The organism is Paenibacillus sp. MAHUQ-45, assembly GCF_058133325.1.
On sequence record NZ_JBYUPV010000003.1, the window covers coordinates 121,544 to 141,790 of the forward strand.

The window sequence follows — 20,247 nt, forward strand, 5'->3', positions numbered from 1 at the left end:
ATTAATTCTAGTGGCTCGTTTTAATGATCTTTTTAAGGACGCTGTTTTATAACTACTTCATTTCAGTCATGAACGCTCGGAAGTTCTCAGCAATCGCCTTGGACTGGGTGTGGTGTAAATAATGGTCTCCTTCAAGCTTCACCAGTTTCCCGTGTTCAGATTGTTTAATTTGCTCTTCGTGCAGCGGAATCCAATCTTTCACTCCTGTGTTATTAGCGGCTACAAAGAGAATCAAAGGCAGATTTGGCGGGAAGCTTAACTTGCGGGCACCCACGAAATTGTCATAAAGATTCTTCAATTCATTCAAGGTTGTGTCTTCGTTGCTATTTCGGTTCGAAAGCATTTTTAATAGTTCTCTAGTATGTTCATCATAGCCTAGAGAAGCATAAGGGTCGCTGCCCACCTTCAGTATCAATCGGAGCAGACCAGACTTATTAAGAAATTTAAATCCTTGTATTGGTAATTTAGTGTCCATTCCGCCTTGTGTAGGTACACTGGTATCGATTCCGGCAAAGGCAGTGACTTCATTAGGATATTTGTTTACATAATCCAAACCGTATATGCCTGTGATGGAGTGCCCCATCAGAATGAAACGGTTAATGCCGAGCTGCTGCAAAGCTTCATGAATTTCACTCACAATATTATCTGTAGTGCGTTCCTTATCGGTCGGGTCACTCAATCCATAACCAAAAGGCTCTACAGCGACTACTTTATAGTGTGGAGAGAGTTCAGCGATCAGCGGCTTGAAATCTAAAGCTGGACCTGCAGTTCCATAGCCGGGAAGGAGCACGATGGTTTCATCGCCTGATCCCTCAATATATACGTTCATTTTTTTGCCGTCTACAGGTACTAGTTGGCCATAAGCGTTTTCTAACTTCTTTTCCTCCGCTTTGGTACTAATCTTATCAGCAATAAAAGTAATTGCTAGAAAAAGTATGACGGCTGCAATAATTCCGCCAATTACTATAAGAGAGATTTTCCCTATTTTTTTGGCTATCGATCCATTCCTCGTTTTTACTACATCTGTCTGTGTCACAGTCATCTTCTCCTATCCTGATCTGTATATTCAGCTGCTTGAAAGAGCCATTGCAATCAGTCTAACCAACGAACATGTACTCTTCATGACCCTAATATGAACTGAATATGAACAGGTAAAAAGAAACTACGGAACGGATAACCCCCTTTTGATTTGGGTAACTTAGTGGAAAATCGGATGTTTTTTAGACGACTAAACTAAGGGGGATAAGATGCGATTCATTCATATAATCATACTCGTTGTTTCGATGGGAATAACGCAGACTTCATATTGCTACGCAGTGGGGGAACAGCCAACAGAGGATTCGAGAGAACTACAGCTACAAGATATGCTTGTCCTGCAGTTGTTACCGTATATGGACGAAAAACTTGCAGAGGTCTATTCGAATACATTAACGGCTCCGCCTGTTTTGTACCCTTATTATGTTGATGTTACACATACTGAAAGAGTTAATGGATTTCGCGGGTTTGATTTTCTAATTACTCTTGATGCAACCCCAGTAGTTGGTCCTCATATCCCTGTCGGAGAGGATCTTTTTACATATCAGGTATCACCTTTCGGGGTGAAGCTTAAGAAATTCGAACATTTGAAAGGGCCGAATCCCCATGAGTTCCCTCCTAATTACAAGGATTTATTAAAGTAATGGGAGATGGATAGTAAAAAAGGAACTTGCACTTAAATCACGAATCCTAATGTAATAGATCCCTATAATTTAACAGACAGGAGTTAAATCCAATGATAAAAGGTTTCGGAGGCGTATTTTGGAGGACTAAGAATATTGAAGTTGTGAAAAAATGGTACAGTGAAGTGTTGAAGATAGAAATAGGAGATTGGAATGGAACGATGATAAAGCCTCAATCCGGAAATGAGACGATCTTTTCTTTCTTTACCGAGGATGACAGTTATTTTCCAACAGAACAACAAGTGATGTTAAATTTTGAGGTATATAATTTAGACGAGACTATTCAACATCTTGAACGAATTGGTGTTCCACTTGCCAAGAAAAAAGAGAGTGGCGAGTTTGGAAAATTTATATGGATTGAAGATCCTGACGGTCGACTGGTCGAGCTTTGGGAGAGATAGTTGTATTTATTGGCTATTGAGCTCTAACGCGACATGAAAGCCAGTAGTACAAATGAGGGCAGGCAAGTAAAGCCGAGAGAGCGGAGACGCTTGCTGCGGCCGATCCTTTGCCTGCCCTCAACTTTTTTAAGAACGAGTCTGATTTCCAATCACTTCATAGGCTGATTCGTCATAGCGGTTCGCAGGAATGGACAGACCCAAATGATCACGTAAGGTATTACCCTCATATTCGGTACGAACCAGTCCTCTTGCTTGCAGAATCGGAACGACCAAATTAACGAAATCCTCCAGTCCGTCCGGTAGAGACGGTGCCATCAACATAAAGCCGTCAGCGGCTTCCTCCTGGAACCAGCGCTCTAATGTATCTGCAATTTTCTCCGGTGTTCCGACGAGATCATTACTGCTGAAGGCCCCAGTCAGCATAGAATAAAGCTCCCGCAGCGTCGGATTATCTCGTGCGATGATCGGCTGATGCTTTTTGAAATCGGATTTGGAGAGTTGAACCGTATGTAATCCAAGCTCGTATGCTCTCGCATCCAGAGTATAACCGGTAAAGTCGGTATTCGGAAAATAATCAGACAAGAAGTGAAGACCTGCTTCTTCCGTGACGAGAGCTTCAAGCTGCTGCCGTTTCTGCTCGGCTTCTGCTTCAGTTTTTCCAATAATAGGGGAGATCCCTTGTAAAATAAAGACTTTCTCCGGGTCTCGTCCTACCTGTGCCAATTGGTTCTTATATGACCGGTAGAACTCTTGTGCGTCTTCAAGGCGATGTTTGATGGAGAAAACAACCTCGGCTAGTTGCAGCGAAAAGCTCTGCCCTGCATCTGACGTTCCGGCCTGAATCAGTACCGGATGGCCCTGTGGCGAACGGGCAATATTCAGCGGTCCCTCTACCGAGAAGAATTCTCCCTTGTGATTCAGCCGATGAAGCTTGGAGGAGTCAAAAAACTTGCCTTTCTCTTTGTCGTATGTAAAGGTATCATCCTCCCAGGAATCCCATAACCCCCGCACTACTTCCAGAAATTCTGCCGCCCGTTTATAACGGTAGCTATGCTCCAAATGGTCTTCTGCGCCAAAATTCCGGGCGGTATTGCCCGACAAATCCCGGGTAGTCACAATATTCCAGCCTGCGCGACCTTTACTGATATGGTCAACCGACATCAACAGACGCGCCAGGTTAAATGGCTCGATATAAGAGGTGGAGGCGGTGGCAACAAGCCCAATTTTAGAGGTAGCCCCAGCCAGGGCTGCAATGAGCGTAATCGGTTCAAAACGGTTCAAAATATTGGGATGAGAGACTTCATTGATCGCCAGACTGTCCGCCAGAAAAGCGATATCAAATTTGCCGCGCTCTGCGGTCTGGGCCAGTTTCTTATAGTAGTCGATATCAATACTGGAGTTTGCCTGTGCTTGCGGCAATCTCCAGGAAGCGGTATGCATCCCGGTGCCGACCAGGTAGGCAGAAAGCTTGATTTGTCGTTTATCGGTCATCTTATTCATCCTCCGTGCTCTATGATTTAAATATTTCAATAAGAATAGTTGGATTTAATTTAGCGCTTTATGGATGGCGTGTCAATTTAAACTTTCCCTAGAATTTTAATTTAAAACTATTGACGTTTGGAAGATGTGATCCTATACTTTGGGAATAAGCACACTAAAACACTAGGAATAGTTATTATTCGGTTGTGATCGAACATCTGACTTCGTCTAATAACTAATGTAGTGTGGGTTCACATCATATGAGTTGTTGAATCGACAGCCAAGATCAAGCGAGAGGGAGGTTGCAGCAATGATTACCGTTGAGGGACTTAGCAAGAGTTATAACACCGTGCAAGGCTCTATCCAGGTGCTGGACAATATTCAGTTGAATGTTAGACAAGGGGATATTTTCGGTATTATCGGATTTAGTGGCGCTGGCAAATCTACGCTGATCCGCTGCCTGAACCGGCTGGAAGAACCTGATACCGGGCGTATTGTAATCGGTGATGAGGAGATCACGGCACTGAAGGGTGCAGCACTTCGCAAGGCGAGACAGAAGATTGGTATGATCTTTCAGCAGTTTAACCTTTTGGATGCCAAAACGGTCTACCAGAATGTGGCCTTTCCGCTCGAGGTTGTAGGGCACGACAAGGCACTCATTCGCACAAGAGTAAGGGAAATTCTGAATCTCGTTCAGCTGTCTGATAAGGAGAACAGTTATCCTTCACAGCTTAGCGGCGGACAGAAGCAACGTGTCGGCATTGCCCGTGCACTTGCAAATGACCCGACTGTGCTGCTGAGTGATGAAGCGACTTCGGCGCTTGATCCGGAGACCACCTTTTCCATATTGGAGCTGCTGAAGGACATTAACCGTCAGTTGGGTCTGACGATCTTGCTTATCACGCATGAGCTGGATGTGCTGCAGCATATCTGCAATCAGATGGCAGTAATCGAGAAGGGGAGAATCGTCGAGACAGGTACGGTCGACAAGCTCTTCTTCAACCCCGAAAGTCAGACGGCCCAGCGCTTTATCAACATTATCCATCAGTATCAGAACAGGCGATTCGCTGTGGAAGGGGTAGGGTCAGGCATATGAAGGACGATCTGTTTGATTTACTGCTGGAAGGGCTGGGTCAGACGCTGTATATGGTGTTCTGGTCTTCGATCTTTGCGATATTATTGGGGCTTGCCTTGGGCATTAGTGTAGTTGTGACGGAAAGGGGAGGGATATTGCCGGCTCCAGCGGTACATAAAGTCATCGGAACCTTCATTAATACTGTACGATCACTGCCATTCATTATACTAATTGTACTCCTACTCCCCTTATCCAGATTTATCGTAGGTACATCGCTTGGACCGACTGCTGCGATTGTCTCGTTATCCATCGCAGCAGCGCCATTCCTGGCACGAATTATTGAGAATTCTCTCAAGGAGGTTGATACAGGCAAGATTGAAGCAGCCAAAGCGATAGGCGCCTCTCCATTTACGATTATTTTTCGGGTGCTTATTCCTGAAGCTTTACCTGCACTCATTCGCGGGCTGACCATCGCTGTCATCGCTATTACAGAGTTCACAGCTGTCGCCGGAGCGATCGGGGCTGGGGGACTGGGGAGTTTGGCTATTCGCTTTGGATACCAGCGGTTCAGGGAGGACATTTTATTTGCCACCGTCCTCATTATTATCTTACTTGTGCAGAGTATCCAGTGGACCGGGGATTATACGGCCAAGCGGATTGAACGCAAGCGTTTCAAGATGGACTAGAGAACAATTTTCATGAAATGGATCTATACTTTAGACGAAAGCAGGGATTTATAATGAAAATGAAAAAAACGTATGTACTGACATCTGCACTTATTCTCTTGTTCACGCTGGCTCTGACCGCTTGCGGTTCGAACAATGGCGGTAATAAGGAAAGTAAAGCAAACACATCGACCAAAGCAGAAGAACCAGCTAAGAAGACTGTGCTCAAGATTGGATCGGCTGCTGTACCGCATGCTGAAATCCTGAACTTTATTAAGCCAAAGCTGGCGGAGGAAGGCATTGATCTGGATGTCGTTGTCTTCGATGATGAAGGACAGCTTAACCCGGCGCTGAAGGAAAAACAGATTGATGCGAACTTCTTCCAGCACGTGCCATACCTTGATTCTGTGAAGGGCGAGCAGGGCTACGACTTCGCTGTGACAACAAAGGTCCATGTGGAGCCGATCGGTTTCTACTCCGAGAAGATCAAATCTATTGATGAGCTGAAGGATGGCGCACAAATTGGTATCCCGAATAACCCTTCCAATGAATACCGTACGCTGGTACTGCTTCAAGAAAAAGGTCTGATTAAGCTGAAAGACGGACTCACTACATATGAGGCGACTCCAAAGGATATTGTAGAAAATCCGAAAAACTTGAAGTTTGTTGAAGCTGATGTTCCTACACTTCCACGTGCTTTGAAGGACTTGGATGGCGCGCTGATTAATACGAATGTGGTACTGGAGTCAGGAATTGATCCGAAGTCGGCCCTGTTCCGTGAAGATGCCAATTCGCCTTATGCCAACGTAATCGTTGTGCGCAGTGGCGATGAAAATCGTGATGATATCAAAAAACTCGACGCGGCTCTAACCACGCCTGAAGTGAAGAAGTTTATTGAAGACAAGTACGGCGTAGCGGTTGTCCCAGCATTCTAATAAAAGGTTGCGCTCTGTGCGTTGTATCAATCGAAAAACCGGTTCGTTCTGCCTGATGGCAGAGCGACCGGTTTTTTTTATAATATAAGAATTTATATGTTTTACGCTATAAAGCATCCTTATATTTCTCGCAGAAACGGATATCGTCCCTTACCGGACGGTAAAGCCGTTTCTACTTGGGCTGATGTAAATGCTGAGATGGCACCTCAAGTTTATTTCAAACTCAGGATGATTATTGTAGTTTCTTCTTCAAGAAAAATTGTTTTATCCCGTCAGGATATTCATCATTCACGGCGAAAATCTCATAGCCCATACCTTTATAAAATTCCGGGGCTTGATAAGTAAATGTACATGTATGAGCGAAAATACAACCCAGCTCTTTTCCCTGGCGTTCAGCCTCAGCAAGCATGATCTTTCCGTAACCTTTACTCCGGTATTCATCCGCGATCCAAAATACATCAAGGTACAAGCCATAAGACCAGGTCTCACAAAACAACCCGCCGACCACGTTGCCTGCGTCATCTTTGAGATAGAGATTAATATCTTTCCCTGGTTTCTTGAGCAGCCCGTTAGTTGCACGAACATTGTATTCATAGAGATTATTACATACCTGTTCATAATCCGTGTCAGTAGACTCCGTTGTAATCTTGATATTGTCTAAAGTGATCTCCAGCATAATGCTCCCCCCAATAGAAAATCTGTGATTATAATTTGAAAATTATACCACGCCCGTTGTGTGCCTCTTTGGTAGAAAATAATTTAACCTAAAAAGTCCAAGGGGTATCGGATATCATGTTTGTTCTATACCACAATGCAAGTACCCCCTGGTTTTCATGCAAGAATAGTTTAAAGCATTTTTTACCAATACATTTGAAAGCTGACTGGTACAATGAAGTGGAGGAAAATATTGGGGGTGCTTCACATGGAACATGGATTGGATACATTATTTGACCAGTATGCTAGGGACCATCATTTTGCCGGAGCTGCTTTGATTAAAGGCAGGGAACAAACCCAGTTCGCCCGTGCATATGGCTTCGCACATAGAGGCTTCAAGATTCCGAATACGATCAGCACGATGTTCGATACGGCGTCTGTCACAAAGCTGTTTACTGCAGTAGCGATTCTGCAGCTTGTGGATCGGGGAAGTCTTAAGCTGGACGACCGTATTACAGATATTATTGATCTAACCGGTACGAGAATTCCACAAGATGTTACGATCAGGCATTTGCTTACACATACTTCTGGAATTGCCGACGATGCCGACGAGGAACTGGGGGAGAGCTACGAAGAGCTGTTCGTAGATAAACCCAACTATTCGATCAGAGATTGCGTGGATTTCATTCCGCAGTTTGCCTACAAGGAACCGAAGTTCAAAGCAGGAACGGATGTTAGCTATAACAATTGTGCGTTTGTTCTTCTTGGGCTTGTCATTGAAAAGAAAGCAAACACAAGCTACCGAAACTTTGTCATGCAGAATATTTTTCAAACTTGTGGGATGAATTGTACATCCTTTGCGGCTAAAGACGAGGGCGATATCGCGGTGGCGGAAGGTTATGCTGCAATTTTTAACGAGAATAATGAAGTGACGTGGAAAAAGAATATCTATTCATTTCCTCCGATCGGCACTTCTGATGGGGGAGCTTTTACAACCGTAGGTGATCTGGATCTCTTCATGCGGGCCTTGGTGAATGGGCAACTGTTGTCAAAAGAGAGCACAGCAGAAATCATGAAGCCGCAAACGGAGCACGTACGAAGATATGAATGGGGAAGTATCATCAACGGCTTTGGTTTTCATTTTGTCTACGATCAAGCAGGAAAGCTTATGCGCATGTACAAGGACGGTTCTAATGCGGGAGTAGCTGCAATGTTGGCCTACTATCCAGAGATCGAGACCACAAGTGTCATATTGGGGAACCAGAGCTGTAATATATGGGAGCTTCATTGGAAAGCAGAACAGCTGATAGCACCATGAAATTTTCAAGAATAAATAGGGGGTGGGTATGTTGAATTGGCAATCATCATCAACGGATATGATGTTCATGTGGTCATTGTGCAAGGAGATCAGACCTGAAAGGTATTGGACAGAACTCAAAAGCAGAACAGATGATAAAAGCGATGAAAGGACTTATTTAGATGCAAAAGAAAAACACGTGGCCGATATTAAGTCCAGAGAAGCATAACATGGATCAGGAGTATCTGGACAAACTCGATAAAGCTGTGAAGAAAACGCAAGTGAAGAGTTGTCTGATTCTGAAAGAAGGATCATTAGTCTATCAGTATTACAAAAACAATAAGATTAGAGACAATCTGCAGCGGCTCAATTCATGCACCAAAAGTGTGATTTCTATCCTAATCGGAATCGCAATAGAGAAAGGATTTATACCTTCGGTGCATATGACCATGGAGCATTATTTTCCGAAAATCGTGAATGCTCAGGTAGATACTCGTAAGAAAAATATTACGATCGAACACCTGCTACAGATGAGCGTAGGCTTGGACTGGCCGGAATTTGGCGAATGGAACTACATGCCGCCTATGTTTGTTCACGATGTAGTAAAGTTTGTATTCGACAGGCCGCTGGTGGATGAGCCGGGGGTACGAATGAATTATAACTCGGGCTGTTCTCATGTTCTTTCTGCGATTATTACGAAAGCAACGGGCATGAAAACGTCAGCTTTTGCTGAACAATACTTATTTGGGCCGTTAGGGATTAAGGATTATCTCTGGTTTGAAGATGCAAAAGGCATTAGTCAAGGCTCAGACGGTCTCCGGCTACTCCCATACGATTTGGCTAAAATTGGCCAGTTGTATTTGCAGGAAGGAATGTGGAAGGGGAAGCGGATTGTGTCTGAAGAGTGGGTTAAGGAGTCCACGGAGCCCCGCCTTTTGACTTATGATTATATTGGCCATTACGCTTCTCATTGGTGGGTAGCGAAGTTAGATTCTGATCAGGATGATTTTTCTATGAACAACAGAATGATTTTTGCGATGGGAAGGAGCGGGCAATTTATTATTGTCATTCCAAGTCTGCAAACGGTCGTTGTATTTACAAGCACGCTGGAGAATACGATCAAACCTTTGGAGTTCGTACGTGAGTATATTGTGAAGTCGATGGTTCCGTGAACATGATGACGTAGGATAAGTACATGCAAATTAGCTAACCATTAATATGAAATAAAACATGCTTGCTTAAAGGGCTGTCTATCTCAACTTTCGGGTGATTGAAGGTTGAGATAAAATGCATGCCGATTTTTTGCATTACATTTTTCGAAGGAGTATTCACGTCGGCAGTAAAACTATAAATATCGCTAAAGCCCAATGTGTTAAATCCATATTGTAAGCAAGCAGCGGCCCCTTCCGTTGCGTATCCTTTTCCCCAAGCCTCTTTCTTCAGTCGCCATCCAATTTCTACGCAAGGTGTAAAATCCGCCTCAAAGGTTGCCCTATGGAATCCTATAAAACCTATGAACTCGTTACTTTCTTTTACTTCAACGGCATATAACCCAAACCCACATTCTTTAAACTCGGAGAGTATTGTTTTATAGAATGCAGCTGTTTCTTCGAATGATAACGTTTTGGGGAAATAGGTCATAACCTCTTCGTCCGCATTTAGTCGGCTAAATAGCTCTAAGTCACTTTCTTCCCAGTCGCGGAATAACAATCTCGCTGTCTCAAAATATATCATGAGTGTGCCTCCTTATTATCAGCCAGTTATTTTGATGGAAGGGATCTTGGCGAATCTCGTTTTGAAACGATAACTATATAATACGCTATTTTCAGATCCTTATCTCTATAAGGGTTAATGGAGAATGTAGCAAAAATAAATCAAAGTAAAATAATATGAATTTAAGGCTATTCAAATTTTAAGGTTCATGTTATAGTAATTTTGTAATTTAAATTACAAGTAAGCGATGAGGAGAATCATGCCGAAGAAAAAAAGTACCGCAGTGCTCTCCATCAGACTGGACGAAGAGGCCATCAAGGCCGTAGATCTGCTTGTCGAGTCGGGGCTTGAATCCAATCGATCGCGAGCGGTTGCCCACTTCGTGAATATGGGGGTGCGCGCATCCCATGACCTGCTGGTGCGGGCAAGGGAACAGGCTGACAACCTGCAGCGATTGCGCAATGAGATGTTCGAAGCGGTTAAGCTGCGCGATATCGACAAGGTTGCCGAACTGATTCACAAGGATGTAAGTCTGGTGAACGCCAGTAATCAAAAGGGGGAAACTCCTGTTCTGCTGGCTACGTTCATGAGGGCAAATGACATTAAAGAACTGCTGCTGCAGAATGGAGCGGGCAAGCTGAACGTATTCGAAGCCGCAGCCGTTGGGTATAGCTCACGGGTAAAAGACCTGCTAGACCGTTCCCCAGAGCTGCTGAACAGCTACAGTCACGACGGATTTCCGCTGCTATCTCTGGCTGCACACTTTGGGAATACCGAGACAGTTGAGCTATTGCTTAGCCACAGTGTTGATATTCATGCCCGCAGTCGTGACGGCAGTCTTAACAATATGGCCATTCACGCTACCATATTCGGTGGATACGGACATCTCGTGGACTTGCTGATAGAGGCTGGAGCAGATATTCATGCCAAGTGTGAAGGCGAACTGAGAAAAGGCTTCAATGTTTTGCATGTTGCCGCTTATTTTGATAACGTGCCGCTTATTGAGAAATTCCTCAGCTATGGAGCCGATATGACAGAGACGAATGCCAATGGTGAGACACCTTATGAGCTAGCAATCTCTCTTGGTCATACAGCTTCTGCGAATTTACTGCAAATTTGACCTAAGACTACCATTTTATTTACATACGACAACTCGACCGAACAGACGGAGAGACGCTGAAATTGTGAAGCGCGCTCGATGTCTGTTCTTTTTGTTGTATCCAAAGGAGAGAGAATACGAAAATGCAGTACAGGAAATTAGGTAGAACGGGTGTGAAGGTATCCGAAGTTAGCCTGGGAACAATGGCGTTCGGAAGATGGATTGATGAGCAAGCATCTGGAGCAGTATTGGATACGGCGCTGGAAGCAGGAATTAACCTAATTGATACCGCAGATGTGTATGGCAGCGGGATGGATAACTTTGACCATACAAGATTTGGTGAATCCGAAGCCATTCTGGGACGGCTCTTACGCGGCCGCCGCGATGACATTCTGCTTGCAACAAAATTCAACGCTCATATCGGACCGGGCGTTAATGATGGCGGACAGAGCCGGTACCATATTTACCGGGCGCTGGAGAACAGCTTGCGCCGGCTGCAAACTGATCACATTGATCTTTATCAGGTGCACGCATTTGATCCTGAGACACCGATCGAAGAGACATTGCGGGCACTTGACGATCTGGTCAAGCAGGGCAAGATTCGTTATCTGGGCTGCTCAAACTATGCAGCTTGGCAATTGGCCAAGGCGCACGGAGTTAGTACGCTGCATGGTTTGCACCGGTTCGAGAGTGTCCAGCCGGAGTATAGTCTTATTACAAGAGGAATTGAACGAGAACTTGTACCATTCGCTCAATCCGAGAACGTCGGCATTATTAGCTACAGTCCGCTGGGCAGGGGGATTCTGAGCGGTAAGTATCGTCAAGGTGAAGCGCCTCCGACTGACTCCAGGCTTGCGCTGGGTGAGAAAAGACTGGAGCTGCTGCTCGAGTCCAATCCATCCTATGAGCTAGTTGAGAAGATCGCACCACTGGCCGAGGCAAGAGGGTGGACGCTGGCTCAATTCGCGCTCTCCTGGGTGCTAAGTCATTCTTATGTAACCTCTGCTATTCTTGGAGCGTCGAAGCCGGAACAGATTCGGGACGCATTGCAGCATGTCGAAGAGAGGCTGACGCTGGAGGAGCTAGCAGAGATCGATCATATTTCCCGCAGTATCGGTCTTTTTTCGGCCTAAAACATACTATTCATATAGAAAAAATTAGATTCAGGAGGATGAACATCATGACTCAAACGAAGCGGCAACTCCATCTCGGCTTGTTCCTGTTCTCAACGGGCTACCATCCAGCAGGCTGGCGGCTGCCGGAAGCGGTAACGGATGGAGCGTTCGATCCGAAGTTCTTGCACCGGGTCGCTCAGCGACTGGAGGAAGCGAAGTTCGACTTCTTCTTTCTAGGGGATGCTCTGGCAACAAGCCCGGACATGCAGCATACCTTCCCTTCACAGATGGTTCGTCTCGAGCCGTTCACGATGATTGCCAGCATTGCGGCGGTAACAGAAAAAATCGGCCTTATTGTTACAGCAAACACGACTTACTCGGAGCCTTATACGATTGCACGCCTGACAGCGTCGCTTGATTACCTGAGCGGAGGTCGGCTGGCATGGAATGTCGTCACTGGCGCAGATGGGCGTGCGGCGCAGAATTATAGCCGTGAGAAGCACTGGGACAACTCCAAGCGTTACGATTATGCGGAAGAATTCGTGGGAATTGTACAGGAGCTGTGGGATTCATGGGAAGATGACGCATTTGTTCGCAACAAGGAGAGCGGTGTGTTCGTAGACGGGAGCAAGGTGCACCGAATCAATCACGTAGGGGAACACTTCTCCGTTGCTGGTCCATTGAACGTGGCCCGGCCCCCACAAGGACAGATTCCACTTCTGAACGCGGGAACATCGGAGCGCAGCCGCGATCTTGGCGCCAAGCTCTCAAGTGCAGTCTTCTCGGGACAAATTCTGTTTGAGGTGTCCAAGCAGTTCTATGCTGAGGTCAAATCAAAGGCTGTGAAGTATGGAAGAAATCCTGATGAGGTATTCATACTCCCGGGCCTTGTTCCCCTCGTTGGTCATACCAAGGAGGAAGCACATGCCAAGTACCGGGAGCTCAACAGTCTGCTTGTGACGAACTACGATTTAGCGCCTCTGTCAGCCAGAATTGGTATCGATTTATCCCCTTATCACTTGGATGGACCGTTGCCGGATTTGTCATTATCGACCCTCTCGGGCGACGAAGCCAAGTGGCTTGTCGAATTGGCACAGCGAGCGGAAGGCCGTGAGGACATCACTGTGCGTGAATTGTTCCACTACTTCGCCGCTACATCAAGAGGTCATCTGCTAATTGTCGGTGATCCGGAGGAAATGGCAGATCAGATGGAAGAATGGTTTCTGCAAAAAGCAGCCGACGGATTCAATATTTGCCCTCCATATATGCCGGGTGGAATAGACCTCTTCATTGATTTAGTCATACCGATTCTTCAGGACCGCGGACTCTTCCGTACGGAATATGAGGGTGATACGTTCCAGGGACACTTCGGCCTCTCCCGTCCGGAGAACCACTTTTCCCGAAAGGCAGCGCTGGAAGGTGCAAGCGAGTAACGGAAGAAGCTACTGCAAGGCGGCGGGCTGGAAGAAGGAGAGAATGTTATGAGCAACCAGAATCATAGGAATCGCTATAGATGGCGTATTTTAATTGGACAAATCGTGCTCTTGATCGCTTGTCTGGGCATTATTGAATACCTCGTACGGGCGGGAATTGTCGGCAGTTTGTATCTGTCGAAACCAACACAAGTGATCGAAGAGATCTACAAACTGTTTTCGAATGGTGAAATCTTTCATCATTTAGCTATTACGCTTAAGGAATTCGCTGCGGGCTATCTGCTTAGTGCGTTCGCTGGAGTCGCAACGGGACTGCTTCTCGTACTTATTCCACACGCGGAAGTGTTCTTCCGGCCGTTTCTCTCAGCGCTTCTTGCCATCCCGAAGGTGACGATTATCCCGCTGCTGATGCTCTGGCTCGGCATTGGGTTGTCACACAAAGTCGCAATTGTATTTCTCTTTTGCTTTTTCACCATTGCGTTCAATACCATTACAGGGATCAAGCAGACAGCAGAAGCTCATCTCAAGGTTGCCAGGGTGTTCGAGGCTTCCAAGCTACAGACGATTATGAAGGTCATTCTTCCGTCAGCAGCGCCAACCATCTTTGTTTCCCTGCGGGTATCGGCGGCAACGGGGCTTGTCGGGGCCTTGTTCGGAGAGATGGTGGCATCGAAGGACGGACTCGGCAATCTGCTGGTGCAAGCGACGTCTTTGTATGATACGGCGAAGGCTTTTGCGATTATTACGATCGTGACGGTGATCTCTGTGCTTATTATTGCTGTGATCGATCTGCTGGAAAAGCGGATTGTGCTTAAATGGAAATCATCATAAAGAAGCTTTAATTATAGGAGGAGAAAGAAACCATGTTAAAGAAAAAATGGATAGGAACCGGAATCGCAACGCTGACACTTGTACTACTTCTCGCAGGCTGCGGCAGCAGCAATACTCCGCAAGGAGCTGCTCCTGAAGCTTCGAGTGAACCAACAAAGGCAAATTCAGCGTCGGATAACACTTCAGCCGGACTTCAGAAGATTAAATATGCATCATTTAACGGAGTGAGCGGCCTCGCTGTACGGTTCGGAATCGAGAAGGGATTTTTCAAGGAAGAAGGTCTGGACGTTGAGCTGATCTCTACGCAGAACCCGATTGAAGCTTTAACAAGCAATGATGTTGATATCGCCGACAGCGCGACAACGAACGTTATTGTGGCTGCCGGTAAGGGAGCACCGCTCAAGATTATTTCGTCGTTGTTCCGTACAAAGGGACCGTTCTATCTGATTGCGAAGCCGGGAATTGAGAGCATTGAGGATTTGAAGGGCAAGAAGGTCGGAGCGGCAGCACTCGGCAGCGGTCTTGACGTATATACCCAGACGATCCTGAAAAAACACGGCTTAAGCAAGAACGACGTTACGTATCTGGCCAACGGTGTGAATGATGCGGCCTATGCGAGCCTGACTTCAGGACAAGTGGATGCGACTATTATTCATGAGCCGTTCGCTTCTCTTGCAGAGAGTGAGGGTACAGGCAAAATTCTTGCCAAAGGTTGGGATTATCTGCCGACCTTCCATACTGGCGTGCTAGTTTCACGCGATAATTTTATCAAGGAACACCCCGATCTCGTAGAAAAGCTGTTGAGCGGATACTTTAAATCCCAGGAATATGCGAAGAGCCATCTGGATGAATACAAGAAATATTTCCTCGAAAATGTGAAGGTAGATGCGGCCGTAGCCGATAAAGCGTTCGCACGCGAGGACGTGCTCTGGGAGAACAACCCGGACGTGGATTTGCAGGCGCTGGAGGATACTCAGAAAATTCAAGTTGAGCTTGGCTTCCAGGACAAAATTTATGATGTCAAGGATTTGCTGGATCTAAGATTTATTCCAAAAAAATAAGTGGAGCGAGGTGATCGTATGGAGGGGTTCTCAATCCGTGGCGTATCCAAGGTATACGGGGGGGCGACTCCGACGGAGACGCTCTCGGATATCAATCTAACGATCGAAGACGGGGAGTTTCTCAGTATTCTTGGTCCAAGCGGTTGCGGTAAAAGCACGCTTCTGGAAATTCTGGCCGGACTCCAGCTGCCCACTTCGGGAGAGGTATGGTTCAGCGGGAAGAAGCTTAAGGGACCGGGGATTGAACGTGGGGTTGTTTTTCAAGATCCATCATTATATCCGTGGAGAACGGTGTATAAGAACGTCGAACTGGGGCTAGAATTCCGAGGGGTCGCCAAGAGTGAGCGTAGAGAGGCAGTCCAGCGGTATCTCGATCTGGTCGGGCTGTCAGGATTTGAGCACAAATATCCCCATCATCTATCAGGTGGTATGAAACAGAGAGCGGGTATTGCCCGGGCGCTGGCGAACAATCCTGAGGTACTGCTGATGGATGAGCCCTTTGGCGCGGTCGACCATCTGACGAGGCTGCAACTGCAGGACGATCTGTTAAACATCTGGGAAGCGGAAAAGAAGACGGTCGTGTTCGTCACCCATGACGTTTCTGAGGCAGTGTTTCTGGGGGACAGGGTGGTGTTGCTATCCCCGAGACCGGGGCGGATCAATCAAATCTTTCAAGTACCGAAGCCTCGTCCGCGTAAGCGGGACGACATTGAGCTGCTGAAGATTCAGAATGATATCTATGCGGCTATTCATGAAGTGAAGTCTTCGGACAGTCTTGAATTTACCATTTGAGAAATCAATACAGAGGAGTGTGCGAAATTATGTCATCTAACATAGTGAGCGTGGAGCAATTGAAAGCCAGACTGGAAAATGGAGAGCGAATCGTGCTGCTGGATGTTCGATTTAATCCGAAGGAGTCGGAGTATGGTCATGAGGCTTACGCTAAGGGACATATTCCGGGAGCATTATTTATCGACTTTAAGGCCGATCTGACCGATCCAGCCGAAAAACATGGAGGACGGAGCCCGCTTCCTTCGCCAGAGCGACTTGCAACATTGTTCGGGTCGCTTGGCATCGATCGTGATACGGCTGTTGTCGCGTATGAAGATGGCAATGGACCGGCCGCTTCAAGGTTATGGTGGGTGCTTCGCTATTTGGGTGCGGAGCAAGTTCAGGTACTGAATGGAGGTTATTCCGCTTGGACTGACGCGGGTGAAGCTGTTTCAGTGGAACAGGTCATCGTCACAGAACCGCGCGAATTCGTGGTAGCGCCGCAAGCCGATTGGCTCGTCGGCGTAGAAGAGGTACGCGAAGTGGCCGGTGGTCAAGGCAGCGCGAGACTTGTTGACTCGCGTGATGCCGCGCAGTACGCAGGACTTGAGGCGCCGTTCGATCCAATCTCGGGGCATATTCCTGGAGCGGCGAATTACTTCTGGAAGGACGCGCTTCAAGGTGACGGCTTCTGGAAATCGCCGGAGCAGCTTCGCCAGCGGTTTGCTAATCTACCGAAGGAAGACGAGATCATCGTCTATTGCGGTTCTGGCATCTCGGCAACTCCGAACGTGCTAGCACTGGACGAGGCGGGCTACGAGAATGTGAAGTTGTATGCGGGAAGCTGGAGTGATTGGATTAGCTATAGTGAGAATCCGATTGCGACTGGGGAAGAGTAGAAGTATTTAATAAATATACAGGTTATGAACTGGAGTACATCGCTCATGTGGCGATGTACTTTTTTGCGTAATGCAGGGATGTGCCGAAATCAACAGAAAGTCAACGCTTGTTTCTTAAAACATTTTCAGAAAGTCCCGAATCCCTGCCGTTGGTTGGTCATAATAAAACTACACGATGTATTCAATCCGTCTCCCTCGCTTACCTAAGCATAAATACAACGTTCTCTAGGAACGGTAGTTGAAGCGATGCATTCCCTTGGTGCATTCATAGTGATAACTTAAAAATAAACAAGTATCTGGGATGGTCAACAAGGAGTAAACAAAGCTTGTTCGAGAGTATCTGTTGTCTGCTAGTAGATATTAATTCTCACATATATTCCATATATGTGAGCTGTTGTCCTCAGTTATGGCAGCTGATGCACTAGAGAGATAAGTATAACGTTGATCATGAGATATCATCTTCTGATTACAATTATACATGTTATCGTTAGCAATTCTTATCAAGATGCGAGGAGATAGTTACTAATACTGACTTGACCTTAGGTCAAACCTAAGGTGTATGCTTCTTTATATAACCATGATTATTAGAAGGAGGTTATCTGGATGAAAAGAGAACTCACCATAAGCGAGTTAGCAAAACTGATGAACGTGTCTGTTCATCAAATTCGTTATTTTGAGGAAAAAGGCGTATTGTTTCCTGCTTACTTAGATGAAAACAAATATCGTATGTACGGTACTGACCAGATTTATCGACTGGCACATATATTACTCCTGAGAAAGATGGGGTTATCTGTACAAGCGATTGCAAGTTGGAGTGAAGATGGGACTCCAGATGAGATGCAGGATTTGCTTCTACAATCTGTCTCTAGAATAGAGTCTCAAATAGACCAATTGCAAACATTAAATAGTCTTATTCACAAAGTGTTGGATGAGCACAAGCGCTTTGGGCAAGAAACTTCTTCAATTAAAATCATTCATCGTGATGCATTTGTTCTATCGTCATGGTTCGAAACTGATCTCGAAGCGGACCTTGATGCACGTATGTTAGCTCAACAGGATAATGTGCTGCCAGAGTTGTTTGAAGCGGATATCCATTACGTGTATGGGGAGGAATCTCGATTAACAATTTGTACGGAAGCGAATGGTGTGGAAGGGGATATGATTCTGCCAGCAGGAGAATATTTGTCTTTTACGTTCTCCATTCAGAGTGATACAGACCTAGAGAGACACTTCGAGTTATTTCAAACCTTTGCTGAGAAATCTTCTTTTATTCTCACAGGTCCCGTAATTCTTGTGGAGAAATCGTATCTGTCTCTATTTGCTCAGGAAAGTATACATTATGAGTTACTTGCATGTATTGATCGTGGTTCCGATTTAGCTATTAAACAGGAGAAGAAACGATGAACATTCATATTGAGTGTATGAAAGAGGAGTATGGCGTTACAGTCAGCCAATTGCTTGTACAAGGATTTCGCAGCAAATTTCAGTTTGGTACGAAGATGAATGATATGAAATTGCAGTTGCTATTAGAAAAAATGCTTGTGTTGGACAAACAACTAGGCAAAGGCAAGCGTTTTGTTGCTGTACAGGAATCGTCTATAATAGGCAGCTTCTCAATAAAATTTCAGGAACAAGTGAAAAAGCAACACTCGAGTATGACGATCACAGAGCTGTTATCTTTCTGGAAAGGAATGAAAGAAGTTGGTTTGGGAAATGCGCTTGGATTTTCTGTACGATTAATATGCTTGAACCATCGTCTAAGACGTGGTGAAGTGTACATTTCTGATCTAGTTGTTCATGAGAGGTGCCAGGGATCTGGTGTGGGCAAAACCATGCTGGAATGGGCGATTGGACAAGCAGCATTGCAACCAGGAAACCAATTTGTTAGCCTGCATGTTTCTGATAGCAACGTAGGAGCCAAACACTTATATGAACGAATGGGATTTAGGACATTGGAAATTCAGAACAGCACACTTTTGGCATGGTTGATAGGCGAAAAAAAATGGAATTACATGATTTACAAAGGCTAAGACTATTATCAGAAAAGGAATTTCATAAAAGCATGAAAAAGAATTGGGGAATAAGTCTATTAATTATCCTACTGTTTTTGGGAGGTACAGGCGCGTATGTTTTGCACCAAAATACCTTTGCTATGGATGAAAAAACGGTGGTAATCGAGTCACCACAAGGTAAGTTGACGGGAATTCTCACGCTACCTAAGACATATAAAGACAAGGTTGGTCTAGTATTGTTCATTCACGGAGATGGTCCAATTGATGCGACCCATAATGATGGATATAAACCACTTTGGGAGCGCCTTGCCTCACTTGGTTATGCATCACTCTCATTGGACAAGCGAGGCATTGGAGGTTCAGAAGGCAACTGGCTAGATCAGAGTATTGATGATCGAGTGCAAGAAGCACAACAGGCGTTGGTCTGGGCAAGACAGCAACCAATAATCGATACAGATCGTATTGGCATATGGGGAGCAAGTCAGGCAGGATGGGTTGTCCCCAAACTGGCAGATAAAGAGTCACTAGCTTTCAGCATTCTTGTATCGCCTGCGATCAACTGGTTGAGGCAGGGTGAATACAATACACGCAGTCAAATGGTAAAGGAAGGACGATCCTCAGATGAGATTGAGCAGCAGGTGAAAGCAGATAACAAAGTCAAAGAACTCCTAAAATCAGGAGCTTCATATGATGAATACATGAGCCTTGTGGGTAAGAAAGATACCATGTCAAGAGAACGCTGGACGTTTGTTAGTAAGAATTACACAGCGGATGCAACAGAAGATATTGCAAATTTCAACTCCCCAGTCCTGCTTATGCTAGGTGATCATGATGGTAATGTAGACGTGAAGGAAACGGAGATGGTATATCGGGAACGTTTACGACAGTATGAATTATTGCGTGTCAAAGTGTTGCCCGATACAGAGCACTCCATGCTTCCTACCAAGACAGCCAACTCGCCGATACGTGCGTTGTTAATTAGCTTATTTGCGCCAAGGGACATTACCAAGAAGGGCTACATGGATGAAATCACAGATTTCCTACAAAACGATTTTCCTATACAAGGAATACAGTAGATAACATAAATTG

Annotated in this window: 21 protein-coding genes; 17 read left to right on the forward strand and 4 right to left on the reverse strand. The window is 45.7% G+C overall.

Annotated features, from left to right (window positions below):
• Positions 1-52: 52 nt before the first annotated feature.
• On the reverse strand, positions 53-1,042 hold the full coding sequence (locus AC3Y23_RS07830) for an alpha/beta fold hydrolase (RefSeq protein ID WP_379197416.1): 990 nt from the start codon (positions 1,040-1,042) through the stop codon (positions 53-55).
• A gap of 205 nt (positions 1,043-1,247) precedes the next feature.
• Here AC3Y23_RS07830 and AC3Y23_RS07835 point away from each other — a divergent pair, with 205 nt between their 5' ends.
• Positions 1,248-1,679, forward strand: coding sequence for a DUF3888 domain-containing protein (locus AC3Y23_RS07835; RefSeq protein ID WP_379197418.1), 432 nt, complete (start codon positions 1,248-1,250; stop codon positions 1,677-1,679).
• Positions 1,680-1,771: 92 nt separating this feature from the next.
• Positions 1,772-2,119, forward strand: coding sequence for a VOC family protein (locus AC3Y23_RS07840; protein ID WP_175374718.1), 348 nt, complete (start codon positions 1,772-1,774; stop codon positions 2,117-2,119).
• A 126-nt stretch (positions 2,120-2,245) separates the two neighbouring features.
• On the opposite strand, the gene AC3Y23_RS07845 is transcribed toward AC3Y23_RS07840, so the two are convergent.
• Positions 2,246-3,610 (reverse strand): LLM class flavin-dependent oxidoreductase, encoded by a 1,365-nt coding sequence (locus AC3Y23_RS07845; RefSeq protein ID WP_379197420.1) that lies wholly within the window; start codon positions 3,608-3,610, stop codon positions 2,246-2,248.
• A 298-nt stretch (positions 3,611-3,908) separates the two neighbouring features.
• On the opposite strand from AC3Y23_RS07845, the gene AC3Y23_RS07850 reads away from it, so the two are divergent.
• From AC3Y23_RS07850 to AC3Y23_RS07860, 3 genes are read left to right on the forward strand one after another with little or no spacing between them, the layout of a single operon-like run.
• Positions 3,909-4,694 carry a methionine ABC transporter ATP-binding protein gene (locus AC3Y23_RS07850; RefSeq protein WP_379197422.1) on the forward strand — a complete coding sequence of 262 codons (786 nt, stop codon included), beginning with the start codon at positions 3,909-3,911 and terminating at the stop codon, positions 4,692-4,694.
• The gene (locus AC3Y23_RS07855) at positions 4,691-5,359 is read left to right on the forward strand and encodes a methionine ABC transporter permease (protein ID WP_379197424.1); all 669 of its coding nucleotides are present in this window, start codon (positions 4,691-4,693) and stop codon (positions 5,357-5,359) included. Before AC3Y23_RS07850 ends, AC3Y23_RS07855 begins: the two co-directional genes overlap by 4 nt.
• A gap of 59 nt (positions 5,360-5,418) precedes the next feature.
• On the forward strand, positions 5,419-6,273 hold the full coding sequence (locus AC3Y23_RS07860) for a MetQ/NlpA family ABC transporter substrate-binding protein (RefSeq protein ID WP_379198544.1): 855 nt from the start codon (positions 5,419-5,421) through the stop codon (positions 6,271-6,273).
• 232 nt (positions 6,274-6,505) lie between these two features.
• On the opposite strand, the gene AC3Y23_RS07865 is transcribed toward AC3Y23_RS07860, so the two are convergent.
• A complete protein-coding gene (locus AC3Y23_RS07865; RefSeq protein ID WP_379197426.1) occupies positions 6,506-6,949 on the reverse strand; it encodes a GNAT family N-acetyltransferase in 444 nt (147 codons plus the stop codon).
• Positions 6,950-7,195: 246 nt separating this feature from the next.
• Here AC3Y23_RS07865 and AC3Y23_RS07870 point away from each other — a divergent pair, with 246 nt between their 5' ends.
• Both AC3Y23_RS07870 and AC3Y23_RS07875 read left to right on the forward strand, forming a co-directional pair.
• On the forward strand, positions 7,196-8,245 hold the full coding sequence (locus AC3Y23_RS07870; RefSeq protein ID WP_379197428.1) for a serine hydrolase domain-containing protein: 1,050 nt from the start codon (positions 7,196-7,198) through the stop codon (positions 8,243-8,245).
• Positions 8,246-8,406: 161 nt separating this feature from the next.
• Positions 8,407-9,396, forward strand: a complete 990-nt coding sequence (locus tag AC3Y23_RS07875; protein ID WP_379197430.1) for a serine hydrolase domain-containing protein — start codon at positions 8,407-8,409, stop codon at positions 9,394-9,396.
• Positions 9,397-9,430: 34 nt separating this feature from the next.
• Here the strand turns inward: AC3Y23_RS07875 and AC3Y23_RS07880 are convergent, their stop codons facing one another.
• Positions 9,431-9,958 (reverse strand): GNAT family N-acetyltransferase, encoded by a 528-nt coding sequence (locus AC3Y23_RS07880; RefSeq protein WP_379197432.1) that lies wholly within the window; start codon positions 9,956-9,958, stop codon positions 9,431-9,433.
• 238 nt (positions 9,959-10,196) lie between these two features.
• Between AC3Y23_RS07880 and AC3Y23_RS07885 the strand changes: the two genes are divergently transcribed.
• The 10 genes from AC3Y23_RS07885 to AC3Y23_RS07930 all read left to right on the forward strand — a co-directional run bounded on the left by AC3Y23_RS07885 (position 10,197) and on the right by AC3Y23_RS07930 (position 20,234).
• Positions 10,197-11,057, forward strand: a complete 861-nt coding sequence (locus tag AC3Y23_RS07885) for an ankyrin repeat domain-containing protein (protein WP_379197434.1) — start codon at positions 10,197-10,199, stop codon at positions 11,055-11,057.
• Positions 11,058-11,179: 122 nt separating this feature from the next.
• Positions 11,180-12,169, forward strand: a complete 990-nt coding sequence (locus AC3Y23_RS07890; RefSeq protein WP_379197436.1) for an aldo/keto reductase — start codon at positions 11,180-11,182, stop codon at positions 12,167-12,169.
• Between the two features lie 47 nt (positions 12,170-12,216).
• Positions 12,217-13,584, forward strand: coding sequence for an LLM class flavin-dependent oxidoreductase (locus tag AC3Y23_RS07895; RefSeq protein WP_379197438.1), 1,368 nt, complete (start codon positions 12,217-12,219; stop codon positions 13,582-13,584).
• Between the two features lie 48 nt (positions 13,585-13,632).
• Positions 13,633-14,415 (forward strand): ABC transporter permease, encoded by a 783-nt coding sequence (locus AC3Y23_RS07900; protein ID WP_379197440.1) that lies wholly within the window; start codon positions 13,633-13,635, stop codon positions 14,413-14,415.
• Between the two features lie 32 nt (positions 14,416-14,447).
• Positions 14,448-15,476 (forward strand): ABC transporter substrate-binding protein, encoded by a 1,029-nt coding sequence (locus tag AC3Y23_RS07905; RefSeq protein WP_379197442.1) that lies wholly within the window; start codon positions 14,448-14,450, stop codon positions 15,474-15,476.
• A gap of 18 nt (positions 15,477-15,494) precedes the next feature.
• Positions 15,495-16,268, forward strand: coding sequence for an ABC transporter ATP-binding protein (locus AC3Y23_RS07910; RefSeq protein ID WP_379197444.1), 774 nt, complete (start codon positions 15,495-15,497; stop codon positions 16,266-16,268).
• 29 nt (positions 16,269-16,297) lie between these two features.
• The gene (locus AC3Y23_RS07915) at positions 16,298-17,146 is read left to right on the forward strand and encodes a sulfurtransferase (RefSeq protein WP_379197446.1); all 849 of its coding nucleotides are present in this window, start codon (positions 16,298-16,300) and stop codon (positions 17,144-17,146) included.
• A gap of 603 nt (positions 17,147-17,749) precedes the next feature.
• Positions 17,750-18,550, forward strand: coding sequence for a helix-turn-helix domain-containing protein (locus AC3Y23_RS07920; RefSeq protein WP_379197448.1), 801 nt, complete (start codon positions 17,750-17,752; stop codon positions 18,548-18,550).
• Positions 18,547-19,176 carry a GNAT family N-acetyltransferase gene (locus AC3Y23_RS07925; RefSeq protein WP_379197450.1) on the forward strand — a complete coding sequence of 210 codons (630 nt, stop codon included), beginning with the start codon at positions 18,547-18,549 and terminating at the stop codon, positions 19,174-19,176. Before AC3Y23_RS07920 ends, AC3Y23_RS07925 begins: the two co-directional genes overlap by 4 nt.
• Positions 19,149-20,234, forward strand: coding sequence for an alpha/beta hydrolase family protein (locus AC3Y23_RS07930; protein ID WP_379197452.1), 1,086 nt, complete (start codon positions 19,149-19,151; stop codon positions 20,232-20,234). Before AC3Y23_RS07925 ends, AC3Y23_RS07930 begins: the two co-directional genes overlap by 28 nt.
• The last annotated feature ends 13 nt before the right edge of the window (positions 20,235-20,247 follow it).

Coding starts and splice junctions, on each gene's coding strand:
- AC3Y23_RS07865 (WP_379197426.1), bottom strand. CDS start 6,949: ATGCTGGAGATCACTTTAGACAATATCAAGATTACAACGGAGTCTACT.
- AC3Y23_RS07855 (WP_379197424.1), top strand. CDS start 4,691: ATGAAGGACGATCTGTTTGATTTACTGCTGGAAGGGCTGGGTCAGACG.
- AC3Y23_RS07890 (WP_379197436.1), top strand. CDS start 11,180: ATGCAGTACAGGAAATTAGGTAGAACGGGTGTGAAGGTATCCGAAGTT.
- AC3Y23_RS07830 (WP_379197416.1), bottom strand. CDS start 1,042: ATGACTGTGACACAGACAGATGTAGTAAAAACGAGGAATGGATCGATA.
- AC3Y23_RS07910 (WP_379197444.1), top strand. CDS start 15,495: ATGGAGGGGTTCTCAATCCGTGGCGTATCCAAGGTATACGGGGGGGCG.
- AC3Y23_RS07920 (WP_379197448.1), top strand. CDS start 17,750: ATGAAAAGAGAACTCACCATAAGCGAGTTAGCAAAACTGATGAACGTG.
- AC3Y23_RS07895 (WP_379197438.1), top strand. CDS start 12,217: ATGACTCAAACGAAGCGGCAACTCCATCTCGGCTTGTTCCTGTTCTCA.
- AC3Y23_RS07915 (WP_379197446.1), top strand. CDS start 16,298: ATGTCATCTAACATAGTGAGCGTGGAGCAATTGAAAGCCAGACTGGAA.
- AC3Y23_RS07925 (WP_379197450.1), top strand. CDS start 18,547: ATGAACATTCATATTGAGTGTATGAAAGAGGAGTATGGCGTTACAGTC.
- AC3Y23_RS07875 (WP_379197430.1), top strand. CDS start 8,407: ATGCAAAAGAAAAACACGTGGCCGATATTAAGTCCAGAGAAGCATAAC.
- AC3Y23_RS07860 (WP_379198544.1), top strand. CDS start 5,419: ATGAAAAAAACGTATGTACTGACATCTGCACTTATTCTCTTGTTCACG.
- AC3Y23_RS07880 (WP_379197432.1), bottom strand. CDS start 9,958: ATGATATATTTTGAGACAGCGAGATTGTTATTCCGCGACTGGGAAGAA.
- AC3Y23_RS07850 (WP_379197422.1), top strand. CDS start 3,909: ATGATTACCGTTGAGGGACTTAGCAAGAGTTATAACACCGTGCAAGGC.
- AC3Y23_RS07845 (WP_379197420.1), bottom strand. CDS start 3,610: ATGACCGATAAACGACAAATCAAGCTTTCTGCCTACCTGGTCGGCACC.
- AC3Y23_RS07900 (WP_379197440.1), top strand. CDS start 13,633: ATGAGCAACCAGAATCATAGGAATCGCTATAGATGGCGTATTTTAATT.
- AC3Y23_RS07840 (WP_175374718.1), top strand. CDS start 1,772: ATGATAAAAGGTTTCGGAGGCGTATTTTGGAGGACTAAGAATATTGAA.
- AC3Y23_RS07905 (WP_379197442.1), top strand. CDS start 14,448: ATGTTAAAGAAAAAATGGATAGGAACCGGAATCGCAACGCTGACACTT.
- AC3Y23_RS07885 (WP_379197434.1), top strand. CDS start 10,197: ATGCCGAAGAAAAAAAGTACCGCAGTGCTCTCCATCAGACTGGACGAA.
- AC3Y23_RS07835 (WP_379197418.1), top strand. CDS start 1,248: ATGCGATTCATTCATATAATCATACTCGTTGTTTCGATGGGAATAACG.
- AC3Y23_RS07930 (WP_379197452.1), top strand. CDS start 19,149: ATGGAATTACATGATTTACAAAGGCTAAGACTATTATCAGAAAAGGAA.
- AC3Y23_RS07870 (WP_379197428.1), top strand. CDS start 7,196: ATGGAACATGGATTGGATACATTATTTGACCAGTATGCTAGGGACCAT.